This is a genomic window from Microbacterium martis, assembly GCF_047246685.1.
Taxonomy (GTDB): domain Bacteria; phylum Actinomycetota; class Actinomycetes; order Actinomycetales; family Microbacteriaceae; genus Microbacterium.
Genome location: NZ_JBFOKT010000001.1, coordinates 217,499 through 239,012 on the forward strand (window position 1 = coordinate 217,499; position 21,514 = coordinate 239,012).

Genomic DNA, 21,514 nt, shown 5'->3' on the forward strand with positions numbered 1-21,514 from the left:
CACAGGAGCCGACATGAACCGTCGCACCATCTTCGCCGGTCTCGCCCTCGCGGCGACCGCCACCCTCGTCCTCTCCGGCTGCGCGACGAGCGCGGGCGGGAACGGCTCCGACGGCGGCGACTCGGGCGCGGGCGACGAGTACGGCCTCATCGAGGCGGGCACGCTGACCGTCTGCTCCGACATCCCCTACGCGCCCTTCGAGTTCGAGGGCGGCGACAACGGCACCGGCTACACCGGCTTCGACATCGACCTGCTCGACGCGATCGCCAAGAAGCTCGACCTGAAGCTGTCGGTGCAGGACGTCGGGTTCGACGCGCTGCAGTCGGGAACCACCCTCGCCGCGGGAACCTGTGACATCGGGGCGTCGGCGATGACGATCACCGACGAGCGCAAGGCGAACATCGACTTCTCCGACCCGTACTACGAGTCGCTGCAGTCGCTCCTGGTGCGCACCGACTCGGGCATCGCCTCGATCGACGACCTCGGCGGCAAGAACGTCGGCGTTCAGCAGGGCACCACGGGTGAGGCGTACGCCCAGGAGAACGCCACCGGCGCCGAGATCGTGCAGTACCCGTCCGACGGCGAGCTGTGGCCGGCCATGCAGGCCGGGCAGATCGACGCCATCCTGCAGGACCAGCCGGTGAACCTCGAGCACGAGAAGGCCGACAGCGCCTACGAGATCGTCGAGGAGTACGAGACCGGCGAGTCGTACGGCTTCGCCTTCGCCAAGGGCGAGAAGGACGCCCTCCTCGAGGCGGTCAACGGCGCGCTGCAGGAGCTGCGCGACAGCGGCGACTACCAGACGATCTACGACACGTACTTCACCGCGAAGTAAGCGGCGGGCACGGCGGGTCGAGAGGACCTTGACGATGGCGTTGAGGCGCACCACCAAGAGCAAGCTGTATCGGTACACCGTCTACGTGGTGCTGATCACGGTCGCCGTCTGGCTGATCGTCAGCACGGACTGGGCGAGGATCGCGACGCTGTACTTCAACCCCGAGGTCGCGGCGAAGATGCTCCCCGGCATCCTGACGACGGCGCTCGTGAACACGCTCTGGTTCACGGCCGTCGCCTTCGTCGGCGGGCTGCTGCTCGGCGTCGTCCTGGCGCTGCTGAAGCTCTCGAGCATCGGTCCGTTCCGATGGATCGCGACGGCATGGATCGAGCTGTTCCGCGGTCTTCCCGCGATCCTCACTATCTTCGCGATCGCCTTCATCCTCCCCATCGGCCTCGGGGTGCCGGGCACGAAGCTCGGCGGGCCGGTGGTGCTCGGCCTCGTCGGACTCATCCTGGTCGCGTCGGCCTACATGGCCGAGACCATCCGCGCCGGCATCCAGGCCGTCCCCAAGGGGCAGACCGAGGCGGCCCGCTCGCTGGGCATGTCGCCGATGAAGACCACGTTCTGGATCATCGTCCCCCAGGGCTTCCGCATCATCATCCCGCCGCTGACCAACGAGTTCGTGCTCCTGCTGAAGGACACGTCGCTGCTCTTCGTGGCGGGAACCTTCATCTGGTCGAAGGAGCTCACCAACTTCGCCCGTGACGCGGCCACCCAGAACGCCAACGGAACGCCGCTCATCATGGCGGCGATCCTGTACCTGATCGTGACGATCCCCCTGACGCGCTTCAGCGCGTGGCTGGAACGACGGATGGCGAGGCAGCGATGATCACCGACCTGATCGACACTCACGCTCCGGCGATCGACCTGCAGGGGCTGGTCAAGAGCTTCGGCGACAACGAGGTGCTCAAGGGCATCGATCTGACCGTCAGCGCGGGCGAGGTCGTCTGCATCATCGGACCCTCGGGTTCGGGCAAGTCGACCCTGCTGCGGTCGGTGAACCTCCTCGAGGAGCCGACCGGCGGCAAGGTGCTCATCGAGGGCATCGACATCACCGATCCCGACGTCGACATCGACCGTGTGCGCACGCGCATCGGCATGGTGTTCCAGAGCTTCAACCTGTTCCCGCACCTCGACGTCATGGGCAACCTGACGATCGCCCAGCAGCGTGTGAAGAAGCGCTCGAAGGCCGAGGCCGAGAACGTCGCGCGCGCGATGCTGGCTCGGGTCGGCCTGGCGGAGAAGGCCGACGCCTTTCCGGGTCACCTCTCCGGCGGTCAGCAGCAGCGCGTCGCCATCGCCCGCGCGCTGTGCATGAATCCCGACATGATGCTGTTCGACGAGCCCACGTCGGCCCTCGACCCCGAGCTCGTCGGCGAGGTGCTGCAGGTCATGCGCTCGCTGGCCGACGAGGGGATGACGATGCTCGTCGTCACGCACGAGATGGGCTTCGCGCGCGAGGTCGGCTCGCGGCTGATCTTCATGGACGGCGGCTACATCGTGGAAGAGGGCGACCCGCGCGAGGTGCTCGGGAACCCGCAGCACCCGCGCACCAAGGACTTCCTCTCGCGCGTGCTGTAGCTCGCCGAGCCGGTGTCGGGATCGACGCCGGCGAGCATCAGCCGCGCGGATGCACGACCACCGGCTCCGGTGCGACAGCGATGCGGACGCGGTCGCCGTAGGCGGGACGGATGCCGGGGGCGTGCTGCACCCGCACCAGCTCGCCCGCCTCCGTGCGCACCAGCGTCCGGCGCATGCTTCCCAGGAACGTGCTCTCCTCGACGAGAGCGTCGGTCGCGGCATCCGCCTCCGAGGCGAAGGACACGTTCTCGGGTCGCAGGTACACGTCGACCGGGCCGTCGGCGGGCGTCTGCAGGGGAAGCGCCTGCCCCCACACCATCACGCGATCGCCGTCGGCGACCCCCGAGACGACGCTCGAGAGACCGACGAACGCGGCCACACCCGCCGTGGACGGCGTCGTGTAGAGCTGTTCCGGGGAGCCGATCTGCTCGATGCGCCCGGCATCCATCACCGCGATGCGGTCCGAGACCGCCAACGCCTCCTCCTGGTCATGCGTGACGAAGACGGTCGTGATGCCGAGGCGCAGCTGCAGGCGTCGGATCTCGTCGCGCAGCTGCACCCGCACCTTGGCGTCGAGCGCCGACAGCGGCTCGTCGAGCAGCAGCACCTTCGGCTCGGTCACCAGCGCGCGCGCCAGCGCGACCCGCTGCTGCTGCCCGCCCGAGAGCTGGTGCGGGTAGCGGTCGGCGAAGTCCGCGAGCCCCACCAGCGCGAGGGCGTCGAGGGAGCGCTGGGCGGCCTGCGCCCGTCCGACGCCGCGGCGACGCAGGCCGAAGGCGGTGTTGTCGACCACGCGCAGGTGCGGGAACAGCGAGTACGACTGGAAGACCATCCCGATGTCGCGCTTGTTCGTCGACACGCGGGAGACATCGCGTCCGCCGAGCAGCACGGCGCCGTCGTCGGCTCCTTCCAGCCCCGCGAGCACACGCAGCAGGGTCGTCTTGCCGCAGCCGGAAGGGCCGAGCAGCGAGACGAACTCGCCCGGGGCGATGTCGAGGTCGACGCCGTGCAGCACCCGATTTCCGGCATAGCTCTTGACGATGCCGCGCAGTTCGACGCGGGTGCCTTCGCCCGCTTCGGCGAGCAGCACGTTGTCGGCCGTGCGGGGGAGAGCCTGATCGAGGGTCATGGGCGGGCCTTTCCGGTGCCGCGGGCGACGCGGCCGATGAGGAGGAGCAGGAGGAAGACGAGCAGCAGTGCGAGCAGGGTGAAGATCGCCGGAGCGTACGGATCCTGCTTCTGCACGACGACCATGGCCGTCTGGAACACCTGGCGGTTCAGAAGCGAGGCGATGGTGAACTCGCCGAGCACCACGGCGATCGAGATGAGGGATGCCGCGAGCAGGCCCTGACGGATGTTCGGTGCGAGCACCCGCAGCACGACGGTCGGCCAGCCCGCGCCCAGCGACCGGGCCGCTTCGGACAGGGTGCGCAGGTCGGCGGCGTCGATCGAGGCCTGGATCGAGCGGAAGGCGAACGGCAGCACGGTGATGCCGTAGGCGAAGGCCAGCGTCCAGGTCCCGGTGCCGAGGCCGCGGCCGATCTGCAGGTAGATCGGAGCGAGACCGACGACCAGCACGATTGCCGGAATCGAGATCGGGAGGAGCACGGCGAACTCGAGCGCGGATCGGAGCTTCGGGAACCGCAGGTCGACCAGGATCATGGTCGGCGCGAGCAGGAGGAGCACGATCGCGACCGTGACCACGGCGAGCACCAGCGAGTTGCCCAGACCGGTCCAGATGGGTCTGATGGCGGCGGATGCGGCGGGGTCGAACAGTGCGGCCCAGCGCTCGAGGGACATCCCTCCGCGGGTGTCGCGAAGCGTGAACAGGAACGTCGACACGAGCGGGATCGCGAAGAACAGGCCGAGCGCGATGCCGATGATCCACCGGGTGGCGAGCGAGGGGGCGAGGCGGTTCACGACTGCCACCTCGCGGCCCGCCGCTGGATGAGCGACGAGAGGGCCATGACGACCCCGACGACCGCGATCATGCCGAGCGCCAGGGCGCCGGCGAGGTTCTCCCGCCCGAGCACGGTCTCGCTCGTGAGCGCCGTGCGGATCTGCAGCGGGACGATCTGCGACCCCTGGCTCGCGAGCGCGGCCGCGGTGGCGTACGACGAGAACGCGTTCGCGAAGAGCAGCAGAAGGCTCGCGAGGAACGAGGGCGCGAGCACGGGGATGCCGATGCGCAGCCAGAAGCTCGCGCGCGTGCCGCCCAGCGTGAGATTCGCCTCGGCCCATTGCGGCTTCAGTGCCGCGAGCGCCGGCATGAATGTGATGACCATGAGGGGAATCTGGAAGTAGATGTAGGGCAGCACGAGGCCCGGCAGCTCGTAGAGCCAGGTGCCGCCGGCGTAGATGTCGATGCCGAGAGCGTCCTGGAGGAAGACGGTCACGACACCTTGGATGCCGATCGTCGCGATGAAGGCGAAGGCGAGCATGACACCGCCGAACTGGGCGAGCACTCCGGCGGCGGCATCCACCGTCGAGCGCACCGCGCCCTCGGGGTTCATCCCGAGCAGGGCGTAGCAGACGAGGGCGCCCACGATCGCGCCGACCACGGCGGTGAGCAGCGAGAGGCCGGCCGAGTTCGCGAAGGTCTGCACGACCACCGGATCGCCGAGGGCCGCGACGTCGCCCCAGGTGAAGGTGCCGTCTTCGGTGAAGAACCCGGAGCCGACGGAGAGGACGGTCGGGACGACGAGGAACAGGATGACGTAGGCGGCGAACGGGACGAGGCCGAGCCAGGCCCACGACGGTGCGCCCCGCCGGGCCCTCGCGTTCTGCGAAGGCCCGGCGGGGAGCACGGGGGCGGATGCCGCGGCATCCACCCCCGGTTCGGTCAGGACGGTCACTGGACCGCCGCTGCCCACTTCTCGCCGAGCAGGGTGCCGGCGTTCGTCGACTGCTCCTCGGTCGGGACGACGGTCTCGGCGGGGACCTCCGGAAGCGCCGCCGCGAGATCGGCGTCGATCGTGCCCGCCTCGGTCATGGCCTCCATGCGGGCCGGACGTGCCCCGCCCTTCAGCCACAGGTTCTGCACCTCGTCGCTGTAGAGGAACTCCTGCCACAGGCGCGCGGCCGCCGGGTTCGGGGCGTCCTTGTTGATCGCCTGGTTGTAGTAGCCGGCGTAACCGGTGCCGTCGAGCACGACCACCTCCCAGTTCTCGTTGTCGGCCGTGTGCGCGGCGTTGAGGTAGTCCCAGTCGAAGACGACCGGGGTCTCGCCGCTCGTGACGGTCGCGGTCGTCACATCGACCTTGAGGAGGTTGCCGGCCTTCTGCAGCTCGGAGAAGAAGTCGATTCCCGGCTGGAAGTCGTCGAGCGTGCCGTCGGACTGCACGGTCGCGAGACCGACCGCGGCGAAGGCTGCGCCGGCCTGCGTCGGGTCGCCGTTGAGGGCGACGGCCCCCTTGTAGTCGGCTCCCTTCAGATCGTCGAGCGAGGTGGGGGCGTCGTACTTCGACGAGTCGTAGCCGATCGACATGTACCCGCCGTAGTCGCCGACGAACAGGCCGGTGGGCTCTTTCAGAGCGTCGGGGATGTCGTCCCACGTCTCCACCTTGTACGGGGCGAACACGTCGGTGTTCTGCAGGGCGACGGTGAGCCCCAGGTCGAAGACGTCGGGAGCGGTGTCGAGTCCCTTGTTGGTCTCGGCGGCCTGGATCTCCTCGGCGCTCGAGACGTCGGGCGACGCCTCGTTGATGGTGATCTCGGGATAGCGCTCGGCGAACAGGTCGAGGATCTCGCCGTAGTTCGCCCAGTCGCGGGGGAGCGCGATGACGTTCAGCTGTCCTTCGGCCTTTGCGGCGGCCTCGAGGTCGGCGAAGGTTCCGAAATCGGCCAGGGACGTGGCCGCGGCGGCATCCGTCCCCTCGCCGTCTCCGGCGGAGGCGTCGGCTGCGCCGGAGCAGGCGGAGAGTGCGAGTGCGGCTGTGGCGGCTAGGGCGATGCCGGCGCCGATGCGCGCGCGGCGGGTGATACGAGCCATGTGGGTCCTCTCGGGTGACCGGCGGGTCGCCGGTGCGGGGTTGCGAGAGGACACTATGGGCGCCAGGTTGCCGACGCTCCCGACACGGGTGAACGCGTGGTGACGGCGCGGTGGCGGTAACGGGTCGCTGAGCGTCTCAGAAGGAGAAGAGCGCTCCGGAAGGAGCGAAGAGCGCGATTCGTCCTTCGGAAGCGCACCAATCCTTCGGTGGAGCTCGGCGGTTGCTCGGCAGGGGCGAGGGGGAGGAAGGGCGGATGCTGCGGCCGTGGTGTCGGGGACGGTCGCGGTCTCTGGAATCATGGACGGGTGGACATCGGCACGGTACTCGGGGTGGAGCAGCTCACCTGGGGGGTGCTGATCCTCGTCGTCGTCGCGGCGTTCGCGGCCGGATGGATCGACGCCGTCGTCGGAGGCGGCGGTCTGCTGCAGCTGCCCGCCCTGCTGCTGATACCGGGCATCGCGCCGATCCAGGCGCTCGCGACGAACAAGCTCGCCTCGGTGTTCGGCACCGCGACGAGCAGCGTCACCTACTACCGGCGGGCGAAGCCCGACATCCGCACGGCACTGCCCATGGCGGCGATCGCGCTCGCCGGGTCGTTCGGCGGCGCAGCGGTGGCGACACTGCTGCCTGCCGCCGCGTTCAAGCCCATCATCGTCGTCGCGCTGCTCGCGGTCGCGTTGTTCACCGCGTTCCGGCCGCAGATGGGCGCCGCCACCCGGCTGCGGTTCCACGGCCACAAGCACCACATCATGGCGGGGCTCGCGGGACTCGTGATCGGGTTCTACGACGGCATGATCGGACCGGGGACGGGGACGTTCCTCGTCATCTCCCTCGTCGCGCTGCTGGGCTACGACTTCCTGCAGGCCAGCGCGAAGGCGAAGATCGTGAACCTCGCCACGAACGCCGGCGCACTGCTGCTGTTCATCCCGCACGGGTCGGTGCTGTGGCTGCTGGGCGGCATCCTGGCTGCGGCGAACGTCGCCGGAAGCTATCTGGGGTCGCGCATGGCCATCTCGCGCGGCACGGGATTCATCCGCGTCGTGTTCCTCGTGGTCGTCATCGGGCTCATCGCGAAGCTCGGCGTCGACGTGTGGAACGAGAACATCATGCCCGCGATGGGTCTCGCCCTCTGACGGCGCCCGCGGGTTGCTGAGCTTGTCGAAGCATCCGTGAGGGGCCCTTCGACAGGCTCAGGGACCCAGGGGCCCTTCGACAGGCTCAGGGACCCAGGGCCCTTCGACAGGCTCAGGGACCCAGGGGCCCTTCGACAGGCTCAGGCACCCAGGGGCGCGTCAGGCCTCGGCATCCTCCGGCTCGGCGTCGACGCCGGCCTCGGCGCGCTGCGCGGCCGAGATGGGCGCGGGAGCCGCCGTCAGCGGGTCGAAGCCGTTGCCCGACTTCGGGAAGGCGATGACCTCGCGGATCGACTCCGTCTTCGACAGGTGCTGCAGCACGCGGTCCATGCCGAGCGCGATGCCGCCGTGGGGCGGCGCACCGAACTTGAAGGCGTCGAGCAGGAATCCGAACTGCTCCGCGGCGACGTCGTCGCTGATGCCCATGACCTCGAACACGCGCTTCTGCACGTCTTCGCGGTGGATGCGGATCGATCCGCCGCCGAGCTCCGAGCCGTTGCACACGATGTCGTACGCGTAGGCGAGGGCGGATGCCGGGTCCGTGTCGAACGTGTCCTCGAACTCCGGCTTCGGGCCGGTGAACGCGTGGTGCACGGCGGTCCAGGCGCCCGCACCGACGGCCACGTCTCCCGAGGCGACCGCATCCGACGCCGGCTCGAACATCGGCGCGTCGACGACCCAGGTGAAGGCGAACTCGTCAGGGTTCAGGTAGCCGAGGCGACGGCCGATCTCGACGCGCGCGGCGCCGAGCAGCGCGCGGCTCTCCTTCGTCGCACCCGCGGCGAAGAACACGCAATCACCGGGCTCGGCGCCGACGAACTCCGCGAGGCCCGCCTGCTCGGCATCCGACAGGTTCTTGGCAGCCGGTCCGCCCAGCGTCCCATCCTCGTTGAAGAGCACGTACGCGAGGCCGCGCGCGCCGCGCTGCTTGGCCCAGTCCTGCCAGGCGTCGAGCTGCTTGCGGGGCTGGCTCGCACCGCCGGGCATCCGCACGGCGCCGACGTACTCGGCCTGGAACACGCGGAACGGCGTCTCCGCGAAATACGATGTCGCCTCGACGAGTTCGAGGCCGAAGCGCAGGTCGGGCTTGTCGGAGCCGTACTTCGACATGGCCTCGGCGTACGTCATGCGCGGAAGCGGGGTCTGCACCTCGACGCCGATCGTCTTCCACATGGCGACCACGAGCCGCTCCATGAGGGCGATCACGTCTTCCTGCTCGACGAAGCTCATCTCGATGTCGAGCTGGGTGAACTCCGGCTGACGGTCGGCGCGGAAGTCCTCGTCGCGGTAGCAGCGGGCGATCTGGAAGTACTTCTCCACACCGCCGACCATGAGCAGCTGCTTGAACAGCTGCGGCGACTGGGGTAGCGCGTACCAGCTGCCGGGGTGCAGACGCGCGGGCACGACGAAGTCGCGAGCGCCCTCCGGCGTCGAGCGCGTGAGGGTCGGCGTCTCGACCTCGGTGAACTCCTCGTCGTGCAGCACGTCGCGGATCGCCTTGTACACGTCGGAACGCAGTCGCAGAGCGGATGCCGCGGCGGGGCGGCGCAGGTCGAGATAGCGGTACTTGAGGCGGGCCTCCTCGCCGACGTTCTCGGTCTCGGCGAGAGCCGTCGACACCTGGAACGGCAGGGGAGCCGACTCGTTGAGAACCACGACGTCGGAGGCGATCAGCTCGATCTCGCCGGTGGGCAGGTTCGGGTTCTCGTTGCCGTCGGGGCGGCGCGAGACCTCACCCCTGACCTGGAGCACGAACTCATTGCGCAGCGGGTGGGCCACCTCCTCGTCGCGGATCACGACCTGAGCGATGCCCGACGCATCCCGAAGATCGATGAAAGCGACTCCTCCGTGGTCACGACGGCGATCGACCCACCCGGTGAGGGTGACGGTCTGACCGATGTGCTCGGCTCGCAACGAGCCTGCCGAGTGGGTGCGAAGCACGGAGGATTCCTTCTGATCTGGGAAATGGCGAACCCGCCCATTCTACGTGGGCGGGCATCGCCTCCCCGGCCGGTGGCATATCGGTCAGTAGGATCGCCACGACAGAAAGGCGCCCCATGGACACCAACGGCATCTCCGACCTGTACGCATCGATCTTCTCCGGGACCACGGGGCTGATCGTTCTGGTCTTCTACATCCTCGTCGCCATCGGCCTGTGGAAGGTGTTCACGAAGGCCGGGTATCCCGGCATCCTCGCCATCATCCCGATCGTGAACGTCGTCTTCCTCGTCAAGATCGCCGGGATGTCGGGCTGGCTCGCCCTGCTCTACCTCATTCCGCTCGTCAACATCGTCTTCGGCATCATCGTCGCGATCAAGCTCGGTGAGCGCTTCGGCAAGGGCGGACTCTTCTCGTTCTTCCTCCTGTTCGTCTTCCCCTACATCGGCTACCTCATCCTCGGCTTCGGCGACGCCCGATACAGCAGGGTCTGACGATGCCGGCGTCCCGGGTGCATCTCGTCCGCCACGGCGAGGTGCACAATCCTCGGCGCATCCTCTACGGGCGGTTGCCCGACTACCACCTGAGCAGGGCCGGGCGGCGGATGGCGCAGTCGGCTGCTGAGTACGTCGCCGGTCTCGACCGACCGGTGACGGCGCTGTACTCGTCACCGCTCGAGCGCGCGCAGGAGTCGGCCGAGCCGTTCGCGGAGCGCTTCGATCTGGTGCCCGAGATCGATATCCGCATCATCGAGCCGACGAACGTGTTCGAGGGCACCCAGATGCGACGCTCTCTGCTCAATCCGCTGAACTGGTGGCATCTGCGCCAGCCCGCCCTGCCCAGCTGGGGAGAGCCCTACGCCTCGATCGCCGAGCGCATGCTCGGCGTGATGGATGAGGCCTGGGATGCGGCGGCCGACGGCGACGTCGTGATGGTCTCTCACCAGGCGCCGATCTGGATCACGCACCTGCGCGTCGCCGGTCTGCCGCTGCGTCACGACCCGCGCACGCGGCGCTGCGCTCTGTCGAGCGTCACGTCGTTCGAGCGGGTCGGCGACGTCTGGCGCGAGGTCGCGTACGCCGAGCCGGCCGCGACCGGCGGCGCCGTCGACGTCGGCGCGGTCTGACGTTCCCCGGTCGTCGAGCGAGGAGCGCAGCGACGAGACGAAACGCGGTGCGATCGGCGGGTCCGCCGTGCATCCCATGCATAGGAACGCGCACGTAAACTGGGAATCGTGCCATCTGCGAACCAGGTCCCTGCGTGCGTCGACGGGATGATCCGCAGCGGCCGCCGCTTCCGCGCCCGGCTTCCCCGCCGCGCCGCCGGAGCCACGCTCGCCGCGGTGGTCGCCATCGGTCTGAGCGCCTGCGCGCCCGACCCGGTCAGCGAGTCGTTCCTCAGCGGGGACAACACGGGGTACGTCGCCGCCGACGGAGCAATCGTCGAGATTCCCGAGGCCGAACGCGGTGAGCCCGTCGACTTCAGCGGAGTGACCGAATCCGGCGAGAAGCTCGGCAGCGCCGACCTCGAGGGCCAGGTCACCGTGGTCAACTTCTGGTACGCGGGCTGCGCCCCCTGTCGTGTGGAGGCCGCGGATCTCGAGAGCGTCTGGCAGGAGTTCGAAGACGACGGCGTCTCGTTCGTCGGGATCAACACCCGTGATCAGGCCGACACCGCCATCGCGTTCGCGGAGGAGTACGGCATCACGTACCCGAGCCTGATCGACGCCGACACGGCGCAGGCGAAGCTCGCGTTCGCCGAGGTCACGCCGATCGCCGCGACACCCACGACCCTCGTGCTCGACACGCGGGGCCGGGTCGCCGCCCGCATCATCGGTCCGATCGACGGAACCTCGATCCTCTCGACGCTCGTCAAGGACGCGCTCGCGGAGTCGTCATGACCGTCGCAGGAACGCCGTGAACCCCGGAGAGATCATCGGGACCGGCGCGCTGTGGCTCGCGGTCCCGGTCGCGATGCTCGCCGGACTCGTGTCATTCCTCTCTCCCTGCGTTCTTCCTCTCGTGCCGGGGTATCTCGGCTTCCTCGGCGGTGCGGTCGCGCCGCGGGCGGGCGCCCTTCGACAGGCTCAGGGACCCACTTCGGCTCAGGGACCTGCTGTGGCCACTCGGGGACGGTTGCTGATCGGCGTGCTGCTGTTCATCCTGGGGTTCAGCATCGTGTTCGTCGCGATCACCGCCCTCAGCGGCACGGTCGGCGTGTTCCTGCTGCAGTGGGGCGACCTGATCACCCGCATCCTGGGCGTCGTCATCATCCTCATGGGCCTCGTCTTCCTCGGACTCTTCGGATTCGCGCAGCGCGAGTTGCGCTTCCACGTCGACTCGAAGTACGGCGTGATCGGTGCTCCGCTGCTCGGCGTCGCACTCGGAATCGGGTGGGCGCCCTGCATGGGGCCGACGCTCAGCGCGATCGTGGCGCTGTCGTTCAACGCGGGCGATCCCGTCCGAGCCAGCTTCCTCGGCCTGGCGTACTCCCTGGGCCTCGGCATCCCGTTCCTGCTGGTCGCCCTCGGCTTCGGGTGGGCGGCCAAGACGGTCGGCTTCCTGCGCCGTCACATCCGCGTCGTGAACATCATCGGCGGCGTCCTGCTCATCGCGCTCGGCATCCTCATGGTCGCCGGGATCTGGACCGACATCATGTCGCGACTGACGGCGGTGATGGGCAGTGTCCTCCTCCCGCTCTGAGAAGAAGAACCAGGATGCCGTGACCAGCGACACCACCACCGACCCGCTTCGCCCGTCCGACCACGTCGACGGCGACGACTCCATCACTCAGCCGCGACTCGGCGTCGTCGGCTGGCTGCGCTGGGGCTGGCGTCAGCTCACTTCGATGCGCACGGCGCTCATCCTGCTGCTCGTCCTGGCCATCGCGGCGATCCCGGGCTCGATCTTCCCCCAGCGGATGGCCGACCCGAACGGCGTCACCCAGTGGCAGCGCGACAACCCCGACCTGTTCCCGGTGCTCGATGCGCTGAAGCTCTTCGACGTCTACCTGTCGCCGTGGTTCTCGGCGATCTATCTGCTGCTGTTCACGTCGCTCGTCGGCTGCGTGATCCCGCGCATCAAGCACCACGCCAAGGCGCTGCGGGCGCGTCCCCCGCGCACTCCCGCGAGGCTGCAGCGCCTCGAGGACTACCGTGCGGTCGTGCGGGACCCTTCGACAGGCTCAGGGACCCAGGCGGAAGCCGCGGCATCCGGCGCCGTCGACGTCGCGACCCGGCAGCTGAAGGCCCTGGGCTATCGGGTCGAGCGCTACGACCGCGCGCGCACGTTCTCGGTCTCGGCCGAACGTGGCTACTGGCGCGAGACCGGAAACCTCCTCTTCCACCTCGCGCTCGTCGGGATGCTCATCACGGTCGGCATCGGCGGCGGCTTCTCGTATACGGGTCAGCGGGTCCTCGTCGAGGGCGAGACCTTCGCCAACACGCTCATCGACTACGACTCCATGAACCGCGGTCGCTTCGTCGGCGACGACGCGCTCGCACCGTACTCGATGCGGCTCGACTCCTTCGACGTGACCTATCAGCCCTATGGCGAGCCCGGCTCGGGGCAGGCCGGCGACTTCTCGGCCAACGTGACCGTGCAGGAGAACGGCGAGGAGCGCAGCGGCGCGGTGAAGGTGAACGAGCCGCTCGCCGTGGCCGATGACGACATCTTCCTGCTCGGCAACGGCTACGCACCGACCATCACGGTGCGCAACGCCGCCGGCGACGTCGTCTTCACCGGCAGCGTGCCCTTCCTCCCGCAGGACACCAACATGTTCTCGCTCGGCATCGTGAAGATCACCGACGGGATGCCGGAGCAGCTGGGCATCCGTGCGCTGTTCTACCCCACGGCGGCGACGGGCGCGGAAGGGACGATCGCCTCCGCCTACGGCGACCTGGTCAACCCGCTGTTGACCCTCGACGTCTTCGAGGGCGACCTCGGCGTCAACGACGGCGTGCCGCGCTCGGTCTACGTGCTCGACACGACCGAGCTCACCCAGCTCACCGGCCGCGCGATCGGCAAGGAGTCGATCGAGCTCAGCCCGGGGGCGACGGCCGACCTGCCGAACGGCCTTGGCACCATCACGTTCGAAGACGAGTCACCCGCCGGCGCGACCGACGCCTCGCAGTCGGTCAAGCGATTCGCGTCGCTGCAGATCCACCGCGACGACTCCGGGCCGTTCGTGCTCGGCTTCGCGATCCTCGCGCTGGCGGGCCTGATGCTGGCCCTGTTCGTGCCGCGACGCCGCGTGTGGGTCAAGGCCACCGCCCGCGACGGCGCCGTGCACCTCGAGTACGCAGCTCTCGCCCGTGGTGAGGACCCGACGCTGGCCGGGGCCGTGGACGAACTCGTCGCCGGTCACGCCCGGCTGCTCGACTCAGCGGGCGGCACGACGGCGCGCCCCGCGCCGGACGATGCGGGTCGCTCGGCAGACCCGCGGCCCCCGGCATCCGACATCCCGAAAGTAGACTGACACCATGCTCGACCTCAACGAGATCTCGCCGATCCTGCTGTGGACGGCGATCGCGATCTACGCGGCGGCCTTCGTGGCCTACGCGTTCGATCTCGCCCGCCGCTCCGAGGTGTCGGCCGCCGCTCAGACCGTGCGTGAGCCGGCGCTGGTCGGTGCCGACGGCCGGGGCGCCTCCGGCCGAGGCGACATCGTGGCGGATGCCGGGCCCAAGCCGCCGCGTTTCGTCATGGCGCGTATCGGCACGTCGCTCACGGTGCTCGGTTTCGTCTTCCACCTGGGTGCGACGCTGGCGCGCGGCATCGCCGCCGGTCGGGTTCCGTGGGCGAACCTCTACGAGTTCGCGATGATCGGCACCCTGCTGATCGTCGCCGTCTTCCTCGTCGTGCTGACGCGCGTCGACCTGCGCTTCCTCGGCACGTTCATCACCGGCCTCGTGGTCGTGCTGCTGGGCCTCGCCGCGACGAACTTCTACGTCGAGGTCTCGCCCCTGATGGACCCGCTGAAGAGCGTGTGGCTCATCATCCACGTGTTCGTCGCGTCGCTCGCGACGGCATTCTTCGCCCTGGCGTTCGCGCTGTCGGTCATCCAGCTCATGCAGTCGCGCCGCGAGCGCCTGCTGCACGACGGCGCGGCGAAGACCGGACCCGGATTCCTGCGCACCTTCCCGGCAGCCGAGCGCCTCGAGAGCATGGCCTACCGGTTCACGATCATCGGCTTCATCCTGTGGACCTTCACGCTCATCGCCGGATCGATCTGGGCCTACTACGCCTGGAGCCGCTTCTGGGGCTTCGACGTCAAGGAGACGTGGACCTTCGTGATCTGGGTCATCTACGCCGGCTACATCCACGCGCGGGCGACCCGCGGCTGGCGCGGCAACCCGTCGGCCTGGCTCGCGATCGTGGGCTTCTCGGCCGTGATCTTCAACTTCACGATCGTGAACGTGTTCTTCAAGGGCCTGCACGCCTACTCGGGACTGAGCTGACCCGAGCCGCTTGCGTCCGCTCAGGCGGTCGCGAGAGCCGCCTTCACCGACGTCGTGCGTCGGAGCGCGACCGCGAGCGTCGTCGCGACCAGGGCGAGCACTGCCCAGACGACGAGAGCGGCCGCGGCTGCTCCGTTCGCGGCGATCAGACCCGAGAAGGCGGATGCCGTCGGCAGAGCCGCCCCCATGGCTGCGAGCCATTCGGGCACGGTCGACACCAGTCCGGTCGCGATGGCGAGGACGCCGACGAGAGCCGCGACCCACCGGCCGAGTCCGCCGAGAACGGCGACGAGCGCCTGATTCACCGCGGTGAAGGCCACCCCGGCGAGCACGGCCATACCGGCGAACGCCCACCAGGTCGCGGCGTCGTACCCGGCCACGATCTGGACGATCAGTGAGACGAGCACACCCTGCCCGGCACCGATCGCCGCCGCCGGTGCGAAGCCGCGGAGCGCGAGGCCCGCGGAGGAGCGGCGTGATGTGAGCGTGCGGGCGGTGTGCGGGCGCAGCACGAGGAACGAGGCCAGCGCTCCGAACCACAGCACGACGGCGGTCAGCAGCGGGATCGCGGTCGGTCCGAAGATCGTGTCGCCCGCACCCTCGGCGGTCACCGGGTCGGCGATCACAGACGCGAGAGACGTCGACTCGGCGTCGCTGAACGAGGGGAGGGAGTCGGATGCCGTGCGCAGTCCTCCGGCCAGGTCGCCGGTGCCGGTGGCGAGACTGTCGAGGCCCGTCGTGAGCTCGGTGGCCCCGGTCGCCAGGTCGGTCGCGCCGCTCGACAGCTGACCCGCGCCGGTCGCGAGGGTCCGCGCCCCGGTCGCCGATGCGCCGATGCCGTCGTCGGCGAGTTGCGTGAGTCCGCCGGCGAGCTGCGTCGCGCCGGCTCCCGCCTGACCGAGCTGCGCGGCGAGGGCCGACAACGTCCCGGGAAGGGCGGCGACGCCGCCCGCGACCTGATCACTGTTGAGAACGCCCGAGGCGGTGCCGGCCGAGGTCGCCGCGGTCGCGGCGCCATCGGCGGCCTCGGCGAGCTGGTCGCACAGCTCCTGGCCCGCGGTCGCGGGCGAGCAGGACGCCGCGAGCGCGCCGAGCTGCTGAGCCAGGGCGGCTGTCTGCGCGGCCGCGGTGCCCGCCGATGCCGACCCCGACTGGACCGCGCCGACCAGCTGCTGCGTGCCGCCGACGTTCTGCTCGAGGGCGGTGGCTCCGGCTGTCAGCCCCGAGCCGATCTGCGCGGCGCCCGCGGCGGCCTCGCGCGTCTTCCCGGCGACGGTGTCGAGTCCCGACGCGAGCGTCGAGGCGCCGGAGCCGAGCTGGGAGGCACCGGAGGCGAGCTGCGTCGCGCCCTCGGGGATCGCGGCGGCGCCGGTCGCGGCATCCCGCGCTCCTTCGGCGAGCTGGACGGCGCCGTCGGCGGCCTCCCCGATCTGGTCGCCGATCGTGGTGAACCCGACGAGGATGTTGTCGGTCGTCGCCTCCGACAGCATCGTGCCCATGCTCGAGGCGGCGACGTTCGCGATCTGACTGGTGATGAGGTCGTCGGCCACGAGGCCGTCGTCGGGGGTGGTGACCCGGATGGTGGCCTGCTCGACCGAGCCGCCCCCGTCGGAGATCGCCTGGCCCGCCGAGGTCGCGGCGGCCGAGAAGTCTTCGGGAATCGTGATGACGGCCTGGTAGGTGCCGTCGGCGAGTCCGTCGGCGGCATCCTCCTCGTTCGAGATGACCCACGTGAGGTTCGAGTCGAGGTCGTCGGATCCTTCGACGAGTCCCGAGGCCAACTGGCGGCCGAGCGGGGTGACCTGGCCGTCGATCTCGACGGGGTCGTCGAGATTGACGATCGCGGCGGTCATCGAGTCGAGGCGCTCGGTCGGGTTCTGCAGCGCGGCGACGAGAATGCCCCCGATCGCCGCCGGGAGCAGCAGGATGCCGAGGATCGTCAGCCAGGTGAGCGAGCGGCGGGGCGTGAGCGAGCGGGTCATGCGTTCACCTCGGTGGTGGTGTCGTCGTCACGCCGAGACCCCGACTTCGCGTCGAGACCCCCGGCTGCTGACGTCAGGAGGGCGGGGTCTCGGCGATAAGCCGGGGTCTCGGCGATGAGGGTGGGGGCGGGGGTGGGGCGGGCGGCCGCCTCGAGCACGGCGAGTGCCGTTTCGGGGGAGAGCGCGGTGAGCACCACGGCGAGCGTCGGGTCGGCATCGCGCAGACGCGCGGCGAGCTGATCGCGCTCGGCACGCGCGAGGCGGTCGACGCCGTCGATCACGAGCAGCGGGGGGCGCCCGCGCAGCGCCTCGGTGAGCTCGGATGCCGTGCCCTCGGCATCCGAGACGATCACGGCCCCGACGTGCGCCCGCACCCACGCCGCGCGGCCGGGCAGCAGGTGTCCGGCCACGCGGAGGCGACCGCCGTCGGGGGTGATGCGCCCCGCGAGGGTCAGCGCCAGCACGCGCAGCGCGCCCGCCGACGATCCGGTGACCACGGCCGATCCGCGGGGCGGCACCCGCAGATGCAGGGCGTGGATGCCGGCATCCGTGATCGTGAGGTCGTCGGCGGCCACCACCGAGTCGTCGCCGGGCCAGTCGGCCAAGTGCCGCTCGCGCTCGACCGCCTCGCCCTCGATGTCGACGCTCGGCAGGATGCGCTCGAGCCAGGCCGGGATCTGCCAGGCGCGCTCGCCGAGGATGGCCATCAGCGCGGGGATGAGCGTCATGCGCACGAGGAACGCGTCGATCGCGATACCGGCCGCCAGGCCGAGCGCGATCGGCTTGAGCGACGAGTCGCCCTCGGGCACGAAGGCGACGAACACGGCGAACATGATGAGGCCTGCGGCCGTGACGACCTTGGCCGAGCCGGTGAACCCGCTGCGCACGGCGCGGAGAGCCGCTGCGCGTCGGTCGGCACGGGCTTCGGGGCCCGGTCCCTGAGCCCGTCGAAGGGCGGGGTCGTGCACGTAGTCCTCGCGCATGCGCGAGACGAGGAACACCTGGTAGTCCATGGCCAGGCCGAAGAGCACGCCCATGAGGATGATCGGCATGAAGCTGATGATCGGACCGACCTTCGCCACGTGCAGGGCGTCGGCGAACCAGCCCCACGCGAACACCGCTCCGACCACGCCGAACCCGGCGACGATCGACAGCAGGTATCCGGCGGCGGCCGTCACCGGCACCCACAGCGACCGGAAGACGATCGTGAGGAGGATCAGTGAGAGACCGATCACGAAGACGCCGAACGGCAGCAGGGCGTGACCGAGCTGGTCCGAGATGTCGATGCCGACGGCCGTGAAGCCGGTGACCTTGAGATCGACGCCGAACTCGTCGAGCCACTCGTCGTGGTGCGCGCGGAGCTCGCGCACGAGTTCGGCGGTCGCCGGGTCGTCGGGCGCGGTCTCGGGAACGATCTGCACGATGCCGGTGTCAGCGGTCTCGTTCGGGGTGGCGAGAGCGACCTCCTTCACGCCGTCGATGCGCGCGACCTCGTCGCCGAGGTCCTGCATGAGGGTGAGCGGATCGGTGCTCGTGACGATCGTGCCGGTGAGGATCAGGGGCCCGTTGAATCCGGCGCCGAACTCCTCCGCGACCAGGTCGTAGCTCTGCCGCGCCTCGGAGTCCTTCGGCAGCACGCCCGCGTTGGGGAGCGCGAGGTTCAGGCTGAGCGAGGGGACCGCGACGATGCCCAGTCCGATCACCACGGCGAGCGACACGAGGATCGGCCGCTTCGTGACACCGGCGACCCAGCGGTCGCTGAAGCCGCCGCGCGGAGCAGCGGTCGCCTGGCCCTTCTTCGCCTTCGGGACCCGACGCGGTCGCCCGACCACTCGTCCCTTCATGAAGCCGAGCAGAGCGGGGGTGAGCGTGACGGCGATGGCCACGGCGATGGCGACGGCGACGGACGCGGCGACGCCCATCGTGGTGAGGAACGGGATGCCGGCGAAGCCGAGCCCGATCAGCGCGATGAGCACCGTGACTCCCGCGAAGACGACCGCCGAGCCGGCGGTGCCCACCGCGCGGGATGCGGACTCCTCGGGGTCGGTGCCGGCTCTCACCTGGTCCTGGTGCCTGGCCATGATGAACAGGGCGTAGTCGATGCCGACGGCGAGTCCGAGCATGAGCGCCAGCAGCGGGGTCGTCGACGACACGGTGGCGAAGGCGGTGGCGGCGAAGATGCCCGCCATCGAGATGCCGACGCCGAGCACGGCTGTGAGCAGAGGCAGACCGGCGACGACGAACGAGCGGAACGTCACGATCAGCACGAGCAGGGCGATCAGCAGGCCGACCGCCTCGGTCAGCGTCACGCCGGGGATCGAGGTCGCGAAGAGGTCGCCGCCGAGAGCGATCTCGGATCCGGAGGGGAGCTCGTCGGAGAGGTCGGCGACGACGGCCCGGAGATCATCCTTCGTCTGATCGCCGATGTCGCTGGACTGCCCGTCGAACTGCAGCCGGATGATGGCCGCCGTCTCGTCGTCGTCGACCATGCCGCGGACGTTCTCGTCGAAGGGGGAGGTCGCCGAGAGCACGGAGTCGTCGAGATCCGCGAGCTGCTCGACGGCATCCTCGATGTCTGCCCGGTACGGATCATCGACGATCGAGTCGCCGTCGGCCGCGACGACGACGATCTGCGCGCTCGTGCCGCTGACCTGCGGGAACGAGCGGTTGAGCTGCTCGAGGCCCGCCTGCGACTCGGTCCCGGGAATCGAGAAGGTGTTGTCGGTCCCGGCGCCGAGCACGAGGGCGCCGGCACCGGCGAGGCCGAGCGCCAGCAGCCACGACACGAGGACGCGCCACGGGTGCCGGAACGACCAGCGGCCGAGCGAGGACAGCAGTGTGGACACGGGGCTCCTCCGAGGATGCAGGTTGGATACAGATCTGTATCCGATACATAGTTGTATCGTAAAGTGGTCCGCGTGCCCAAGTCTGGGGACGCGATGTGAGAATGAGGGGTCAGGAGGATGCGATGACGACGACTGCGACCCGCAGCCGCGTGAACACGCGTGCCCGTCTCCTCGATGCCGCCGCCCAGGTCTTCGCCGAGGTCGGGCTCGAGGGTGCATCGGTCGAGACCGTCTGCGAGCGCGCGGGCTTCACCCGCGGCGCGTTCTACTCCAACTTCGAGTCGAAGGACGAGCTGTTCCTCATGCTCGCCGGTCGTGTCGCCGAGCAGCGCGTGAACGCCGTGCGAACGCGCGTCGACGAGATCGCCGCCGACGGCGGACTCGTGGAGGACTGCGACCCCGTCGACCTCGTGCAGCAGATCATGGATGCCGGGGGCGACGACCGCCCGGGCGTCATGCTGATGAGCGAGATCCGCATCCGTGCCCTGCGCGACGAGCAGTTCGGTGCGGCGTACCTCGCCCAGGAGCGCGAGATGGTGTCGAGCATCGCCACGATCGTGACCGACATCGTCGAGGCGAGCTCACTCGAGCTGCGGATCCCCGCCGAGTCGGCCGCTCGCATGCTCATGATCGTCTGGGAGGGCATCACCGTGCGCGGCGCGATGGCCGGCCACGACGCCGAGCAGCTGCGGCGCTCGGACAGCGAGGAGCTCGGTCGTCTCGTGCAGCTGCTCCTCGGGTAGGGGAGCGCGTCAGTCCCGCCGGTCGAGCACCTCGTGGCAGCGGCGGAGGCGGTCGAGCCACCACTCGCGCCGTTCGGCGGATGCCGCCAGGCGGGTGAGCGCGTCGGGATCGGGAATCACGCGTTCAGCGGGAATCGCTCCGTCGACCGGCCGCCGGTCGGCCACGTCGTCGACGAAGAGGGATGCCGTGCCGAGCCCGCAGTCGTGGTCGAGGGTGGGAAGCGCCGCGGCCAGCGCCGCGCCCTGAGACAGACCGACCGCGGTGTCGAGCGCGCTCGACACGACGACGGGAAGCCCCGCTGCGGTGACGATCTGCAGGGCGTGCCTGATGCCGCCGAGCGGCTGGGCCTTGATCACGAGCAGGTCAGCCGCCTTCGCGCGCGCGACGGCGAGCGGGTCGGACGACTTGCGCACGCTCTCGTCGGCCGCGACCGGGATGCCCATGTACTTCACGCGCGTGCGCAGCTCGGCGAGCTCGGCGACCGTCGCGCACGGCTGCTCGACGTACTCGAGGTCGAACTCGGCGAGAGCGTGCACGGCGTGCTCGGCCTCATCGACGTTCCAGGCACCGTTCGCATCGAGGCGGATGCGCCCCTCCGGGCCCATGGTCTCGCGGACCGCACGGACGCGAGCGACGTCGTCGGCGAGCGTTCGTCCGGGTTCGGCGACCTTGACCTTGGCGGTCCGGCATCCGGCGAACCGCTCGAGGACGTCGGGCACCCGGGCGGCGTCGATCGCGGGGATGGTCGCGTTCACCGGGATCCGGTCGCGCAGCGGCGCCGGTTGCGGGCGCCACGCGAAGTCGATCGCCGCGGCGAGCCAGGTCGCCGCCTCGTCGTCGTCGTATTCGACGAAGGGCGAGAACTCCGCCCACCCTTCCGGACCCTCGAAGAGCAGCGCCTCACGGGTGTCGACCCCGCGGAAGCGCGTGTGCATCGGCAGGGCGACCACACGGGCCGAGGCGGTGAGATCTGCGAGCGCGGGAGGCATGAGTTCATTGTGC

19 protein-coding genes are annotated in these 21,514 nt (G+C 69.8%); 11 read left to right on the forward strand and 8 right to left on the reverse strand.

Going from position 1 to position 21,514, the window contains the following annotated elements; all coding sequences use genetic code 11:
* The first annotated feature begins 13 nt into the window (after window positions 1-13).
* The 3 genes from AB3M90_RS01080 to AB3M90_RS01090 are packed head-to-tail and all read left to right on the forward strand — an operon-like array spanning window position 14 to window position 2,419.
* Window positions 14-835: a basic amino acid ABC transporter substrate-binding protein gene (locus tag AB3M90_RS01080; protein ID WP_412949431.1), complete on the forward strand. Its 822-nt coding sequence runs from the start codon at window positions 14-16 to the stop codon at window positions 833-835.
* Window positions 836-869: 34 nt separating this feature from the next.
* Window positions 870-1,667 (forward strand): amino acid ABC transporter permease, encoded by a 798-nt coding sequence (locus tag AB3M90_RS01085; protein WP_412949432.1) that lies wholly within the window; start codon window positions 870-872, stop codon window positions 1,665-1,667.
* The gene (locus AB3M90_RS01090) at window positions 1,664-2,419 is read left to right on the forward strand and encodes an amino acid ABC transporter ATP-binding protein (RefSeq protein WP_412949433.1); all 756 of its coding nucleotides are present in this window, start codon (window positions 1,664-1,666) and stop codon (window positions 2,417-2,419) included. Before AB3M90_RS01085 ends, AB3M90_RS01090 begins: the two co-directional genes overlap by 4 nt.
* A 37-nt stretch (window positions 2,420-2,456) precedes the next feature.
* Here AB3M90_RS01090 and AB3M90_RS01095 read toward each other — a convergent pair whose 3' ends face one another.
* From AB3M90_RS01095 to AB3M90_RS01110, 4 genes are read right to left on the reverse strand one after another with little or no spacing between them, the layout of a single operon-like run.
* Window positions 2,457-3,548 carry an ABC transporter ATP-binding protein gene (locus AB3M90_RS01095; RefSeq protein WP_412949435.1) on the reverse strand — a complete coding sequence of 364 codons (1,092 nt, stop codon included), beginning with the start codon at window positions 3,546-3,548 and terminating at the stop codon, window positions 2,457-2,459.
* Window positions 3,545-4,339: an ABC transporter permease gene (locus AB3M90_RS01100; RefSeq protein ID WP_412949436.1), complete on the reverse strand. Its 795-nt coding sequence runs from the start codon at window positions 4,337-4,339 to the stop codon at window positions 3,545-3,547. The genes AB3M90_RS01095 and AB3M90_RS01100 overlap by 4 nt, the downstream gene beginning before the upstream one ends.
* Entirely contained in the window at window positions 4,336-5,274 is a 939-nt protein-coding gene (locus tag AB3M90_RS01105; protein WP_412949437.1) for an ABC transporter permease, read from the reverse strand. The genes AB3M90_RS01100 and AB3M90_RS01105 overlap by 4 nt, the downstream gene beginning before the upstream one ends.
* Entirely contained in the window at window positions 5,271-6,410 is a 1,140-nt protein-coding gene (locus tag AB3M90_RS01110) for an ABC transporter substrate-binding protein (RefSeq protein ID WP_412949438.1), read from the reverse strand. The genes AB3M90_RS01105 and AB3M90_RS01110 overlap by 4 nt, the downstream gene beginning before the upstream one ends.
* 306 nt (window positions 6,411-6,716) lie before the next feature.
* On the opposite strand from AB3M90_RS01110, the gene AB3M90_RS01115 reads away from it, so the two are divergent.
* Entirely contained in the window at window positions 6,717-7,544 is an 828-nt protein-coding gene (locus AB3M90_RS01115) for a sulfite exporter TauE/SafE family protein (RefSeq protein WP_412949439.1), read from the forward strand.
* A 159-nt stretch (window positions 7,545-7,703) separates the two neighbouring features.
* Here AB3M90_RS01115 and aspS read toward each other — a convergent pair whose 3' ends face one another.
* Window positions 7,704-9,485 (reverse strand): aspartate--tRNA ligase, encoded by a 1,782-nt coding sequence (gene aspS / locus AB3M90_RS01120; RefSeq protein WP_412949440.1) that lies wholly within the window; start codon window positions 9,483-9,485, stop codon window positions 7,704-7,706.
* A 116-nt stretch (window positions 9,486-9,601) separates the two neighbouring features.
* Between aspS and AB3M90_RS01125 the strand changes: the two genes are divergently transcribed.
* The 6 genes from AB3M90_RS01125 (at window position 9,602) to ccsB (ending at window position 14,940) form a co-directional block, all read left to right on the forward strand.
* Complete coding sequence (locus AB3M90_RS01125; RefSeq protein WP_412949441.1) at window positions 9,602-9,976, forward strand: DUF5684 domain-containing protein; 375 nt, start codon at window positions 9,602-9,604, stop codon at window positions 9,974-9,976.
* 2 nt (window positions 9,977-9,978) lie between these two features.
* Window positions 9,979-10,608 carry a histidine phosphatase family protein gene (locus tag AB3M90_RS01130; protein ID WP_412949442.1) on the forward strand — a complete coding sequence of 210 codons (630 nt, stop codon included), beginning with the start codon at window positions 9,979-9,981 and terminating at the stop codon, window positions 10,606-10,608.
* A gap of 147 nt (window positions 10,609-10,755) precedes the next feature.
* Window positions 10,756-11,382 (forward strand): TlpA family protein disulfide reductase, encoded by a 627-nt coding sequence (locus AB3M90_RS01135; protein WP_412951185.1) that lies wholly within the window; start codon window positions 10,756-10,758, stop codon window positions 11,380-11,382.
* Between the two features lie 16 nt (window positions 11,383-11,398).
* Window positions 11,399-12,184 carry a cytochrome c biogenesis CcdA family protein gene (locus AB3M90_RS01140; protein ID WP_412949443.1) on the forward strand — a complete coding sequence of 262 codons (786 nt, stop codon included), beginning with the start codon at window positions 11,399-11,401 and terminating at the stop codon, window positions 12,182-12,184.
* The gene (gene resB, locus AB3M90_RS01145; protein ID WP_412949444.1) at window positions 12,165-13,958 is read left to right on the forward strand and encodes a cytochrome c biogenesis protein ResB; all 1,794 of its coding nucleotides are present in this window, start codon (window positions 12,165-12,167) and stop codon (window positions 13,956-13,958) included. Before AB3M90_RS01140 ends, resB begins: the two co-directional genes overlap by 20 nt.
* A gap of 4 nt (window positions 13,959-13,962) precedes the next feature.
* Window positions 13,963-14,940 (forward strand): c-type cytochrome biogenesis protein CcsB, encoded by a 978-nt coding sequence (gene ccsB, locus AB3M90_RS01150; RefSeq protein ID WP_412949445.1) that lies wholly within the window; start codon window positions 13,963-13,965, stop codon window positions 14,938-14,940.
* A gap of 20 nt (window positions 14,941-14,960) precedes the next feature.
* Here ccsB and AB3M90_RS01155 read toward each other — a convergent pair whose 3' ends face one another.
* Window positions 14,961-16,922 carry a YhgE/Pip domain-containing protein gene (locus AB3M90_RS01155; RefSeq protein WP_412949446.1) on the reverse strand — a complete coding sequence of 654 codons (1,962 nt, stop codon included), beginning with the start codon at window positions 16,920-16,922 and terminating at the stop codon, window positions 14,961-14,963.
* Entirely contained in the window at window positions 16,919-19,768 is a 2,850-nt protein-coding gene (locus AB3M90_RS01160; protein ID WP_412949447.1) for an MMPL family transporter, read from the reverse strand. The genes AB3M90_RS01155 and AB3M90_RS01160 overlap by 4 nt, the downstream gene beginning before the upstream one ends.
* Before the next feature lie 122 nt (window positions 19,769-19,890).
* Here AB3M90_RS01160 and AB3M90_RS01165 point away from each other — a divergent pair, with 122 nt between their 5' ends.
* On the forward strand, window positions 19,891-20,511 hold the full coding sequence (locus tag AB3M90_RS01165; protein WP_412949448.1) for a TetR/AcrR family transcriptional regulator: 621 nt from the start codon (window positions 19,891-19,893) through the stop codon (window positions 20,509-20,511).
* A 9-nt stretch (window positions 20,512-20,520) separates the two neighbouring features.
* Here the strand turns inward: AB3M90_RS01165 and AB3M90_RS01170 are convergent, their stop codons facing one another.
* The gene (locus AB3M90_RS01170; protein ID WP_412949449.1) at window positions 20,521-21,501 is read right to left on the reverse strand and encodes an o-succinylbenzoate synthase; all 981 of its coding nucleotides are present in this window, start codon (window positions 21,499-21,501) and stop codon (window positions 20,521-20,523) included.
* Window positions 21,502-21,514 lie beyond the last annotated feature (13 nt).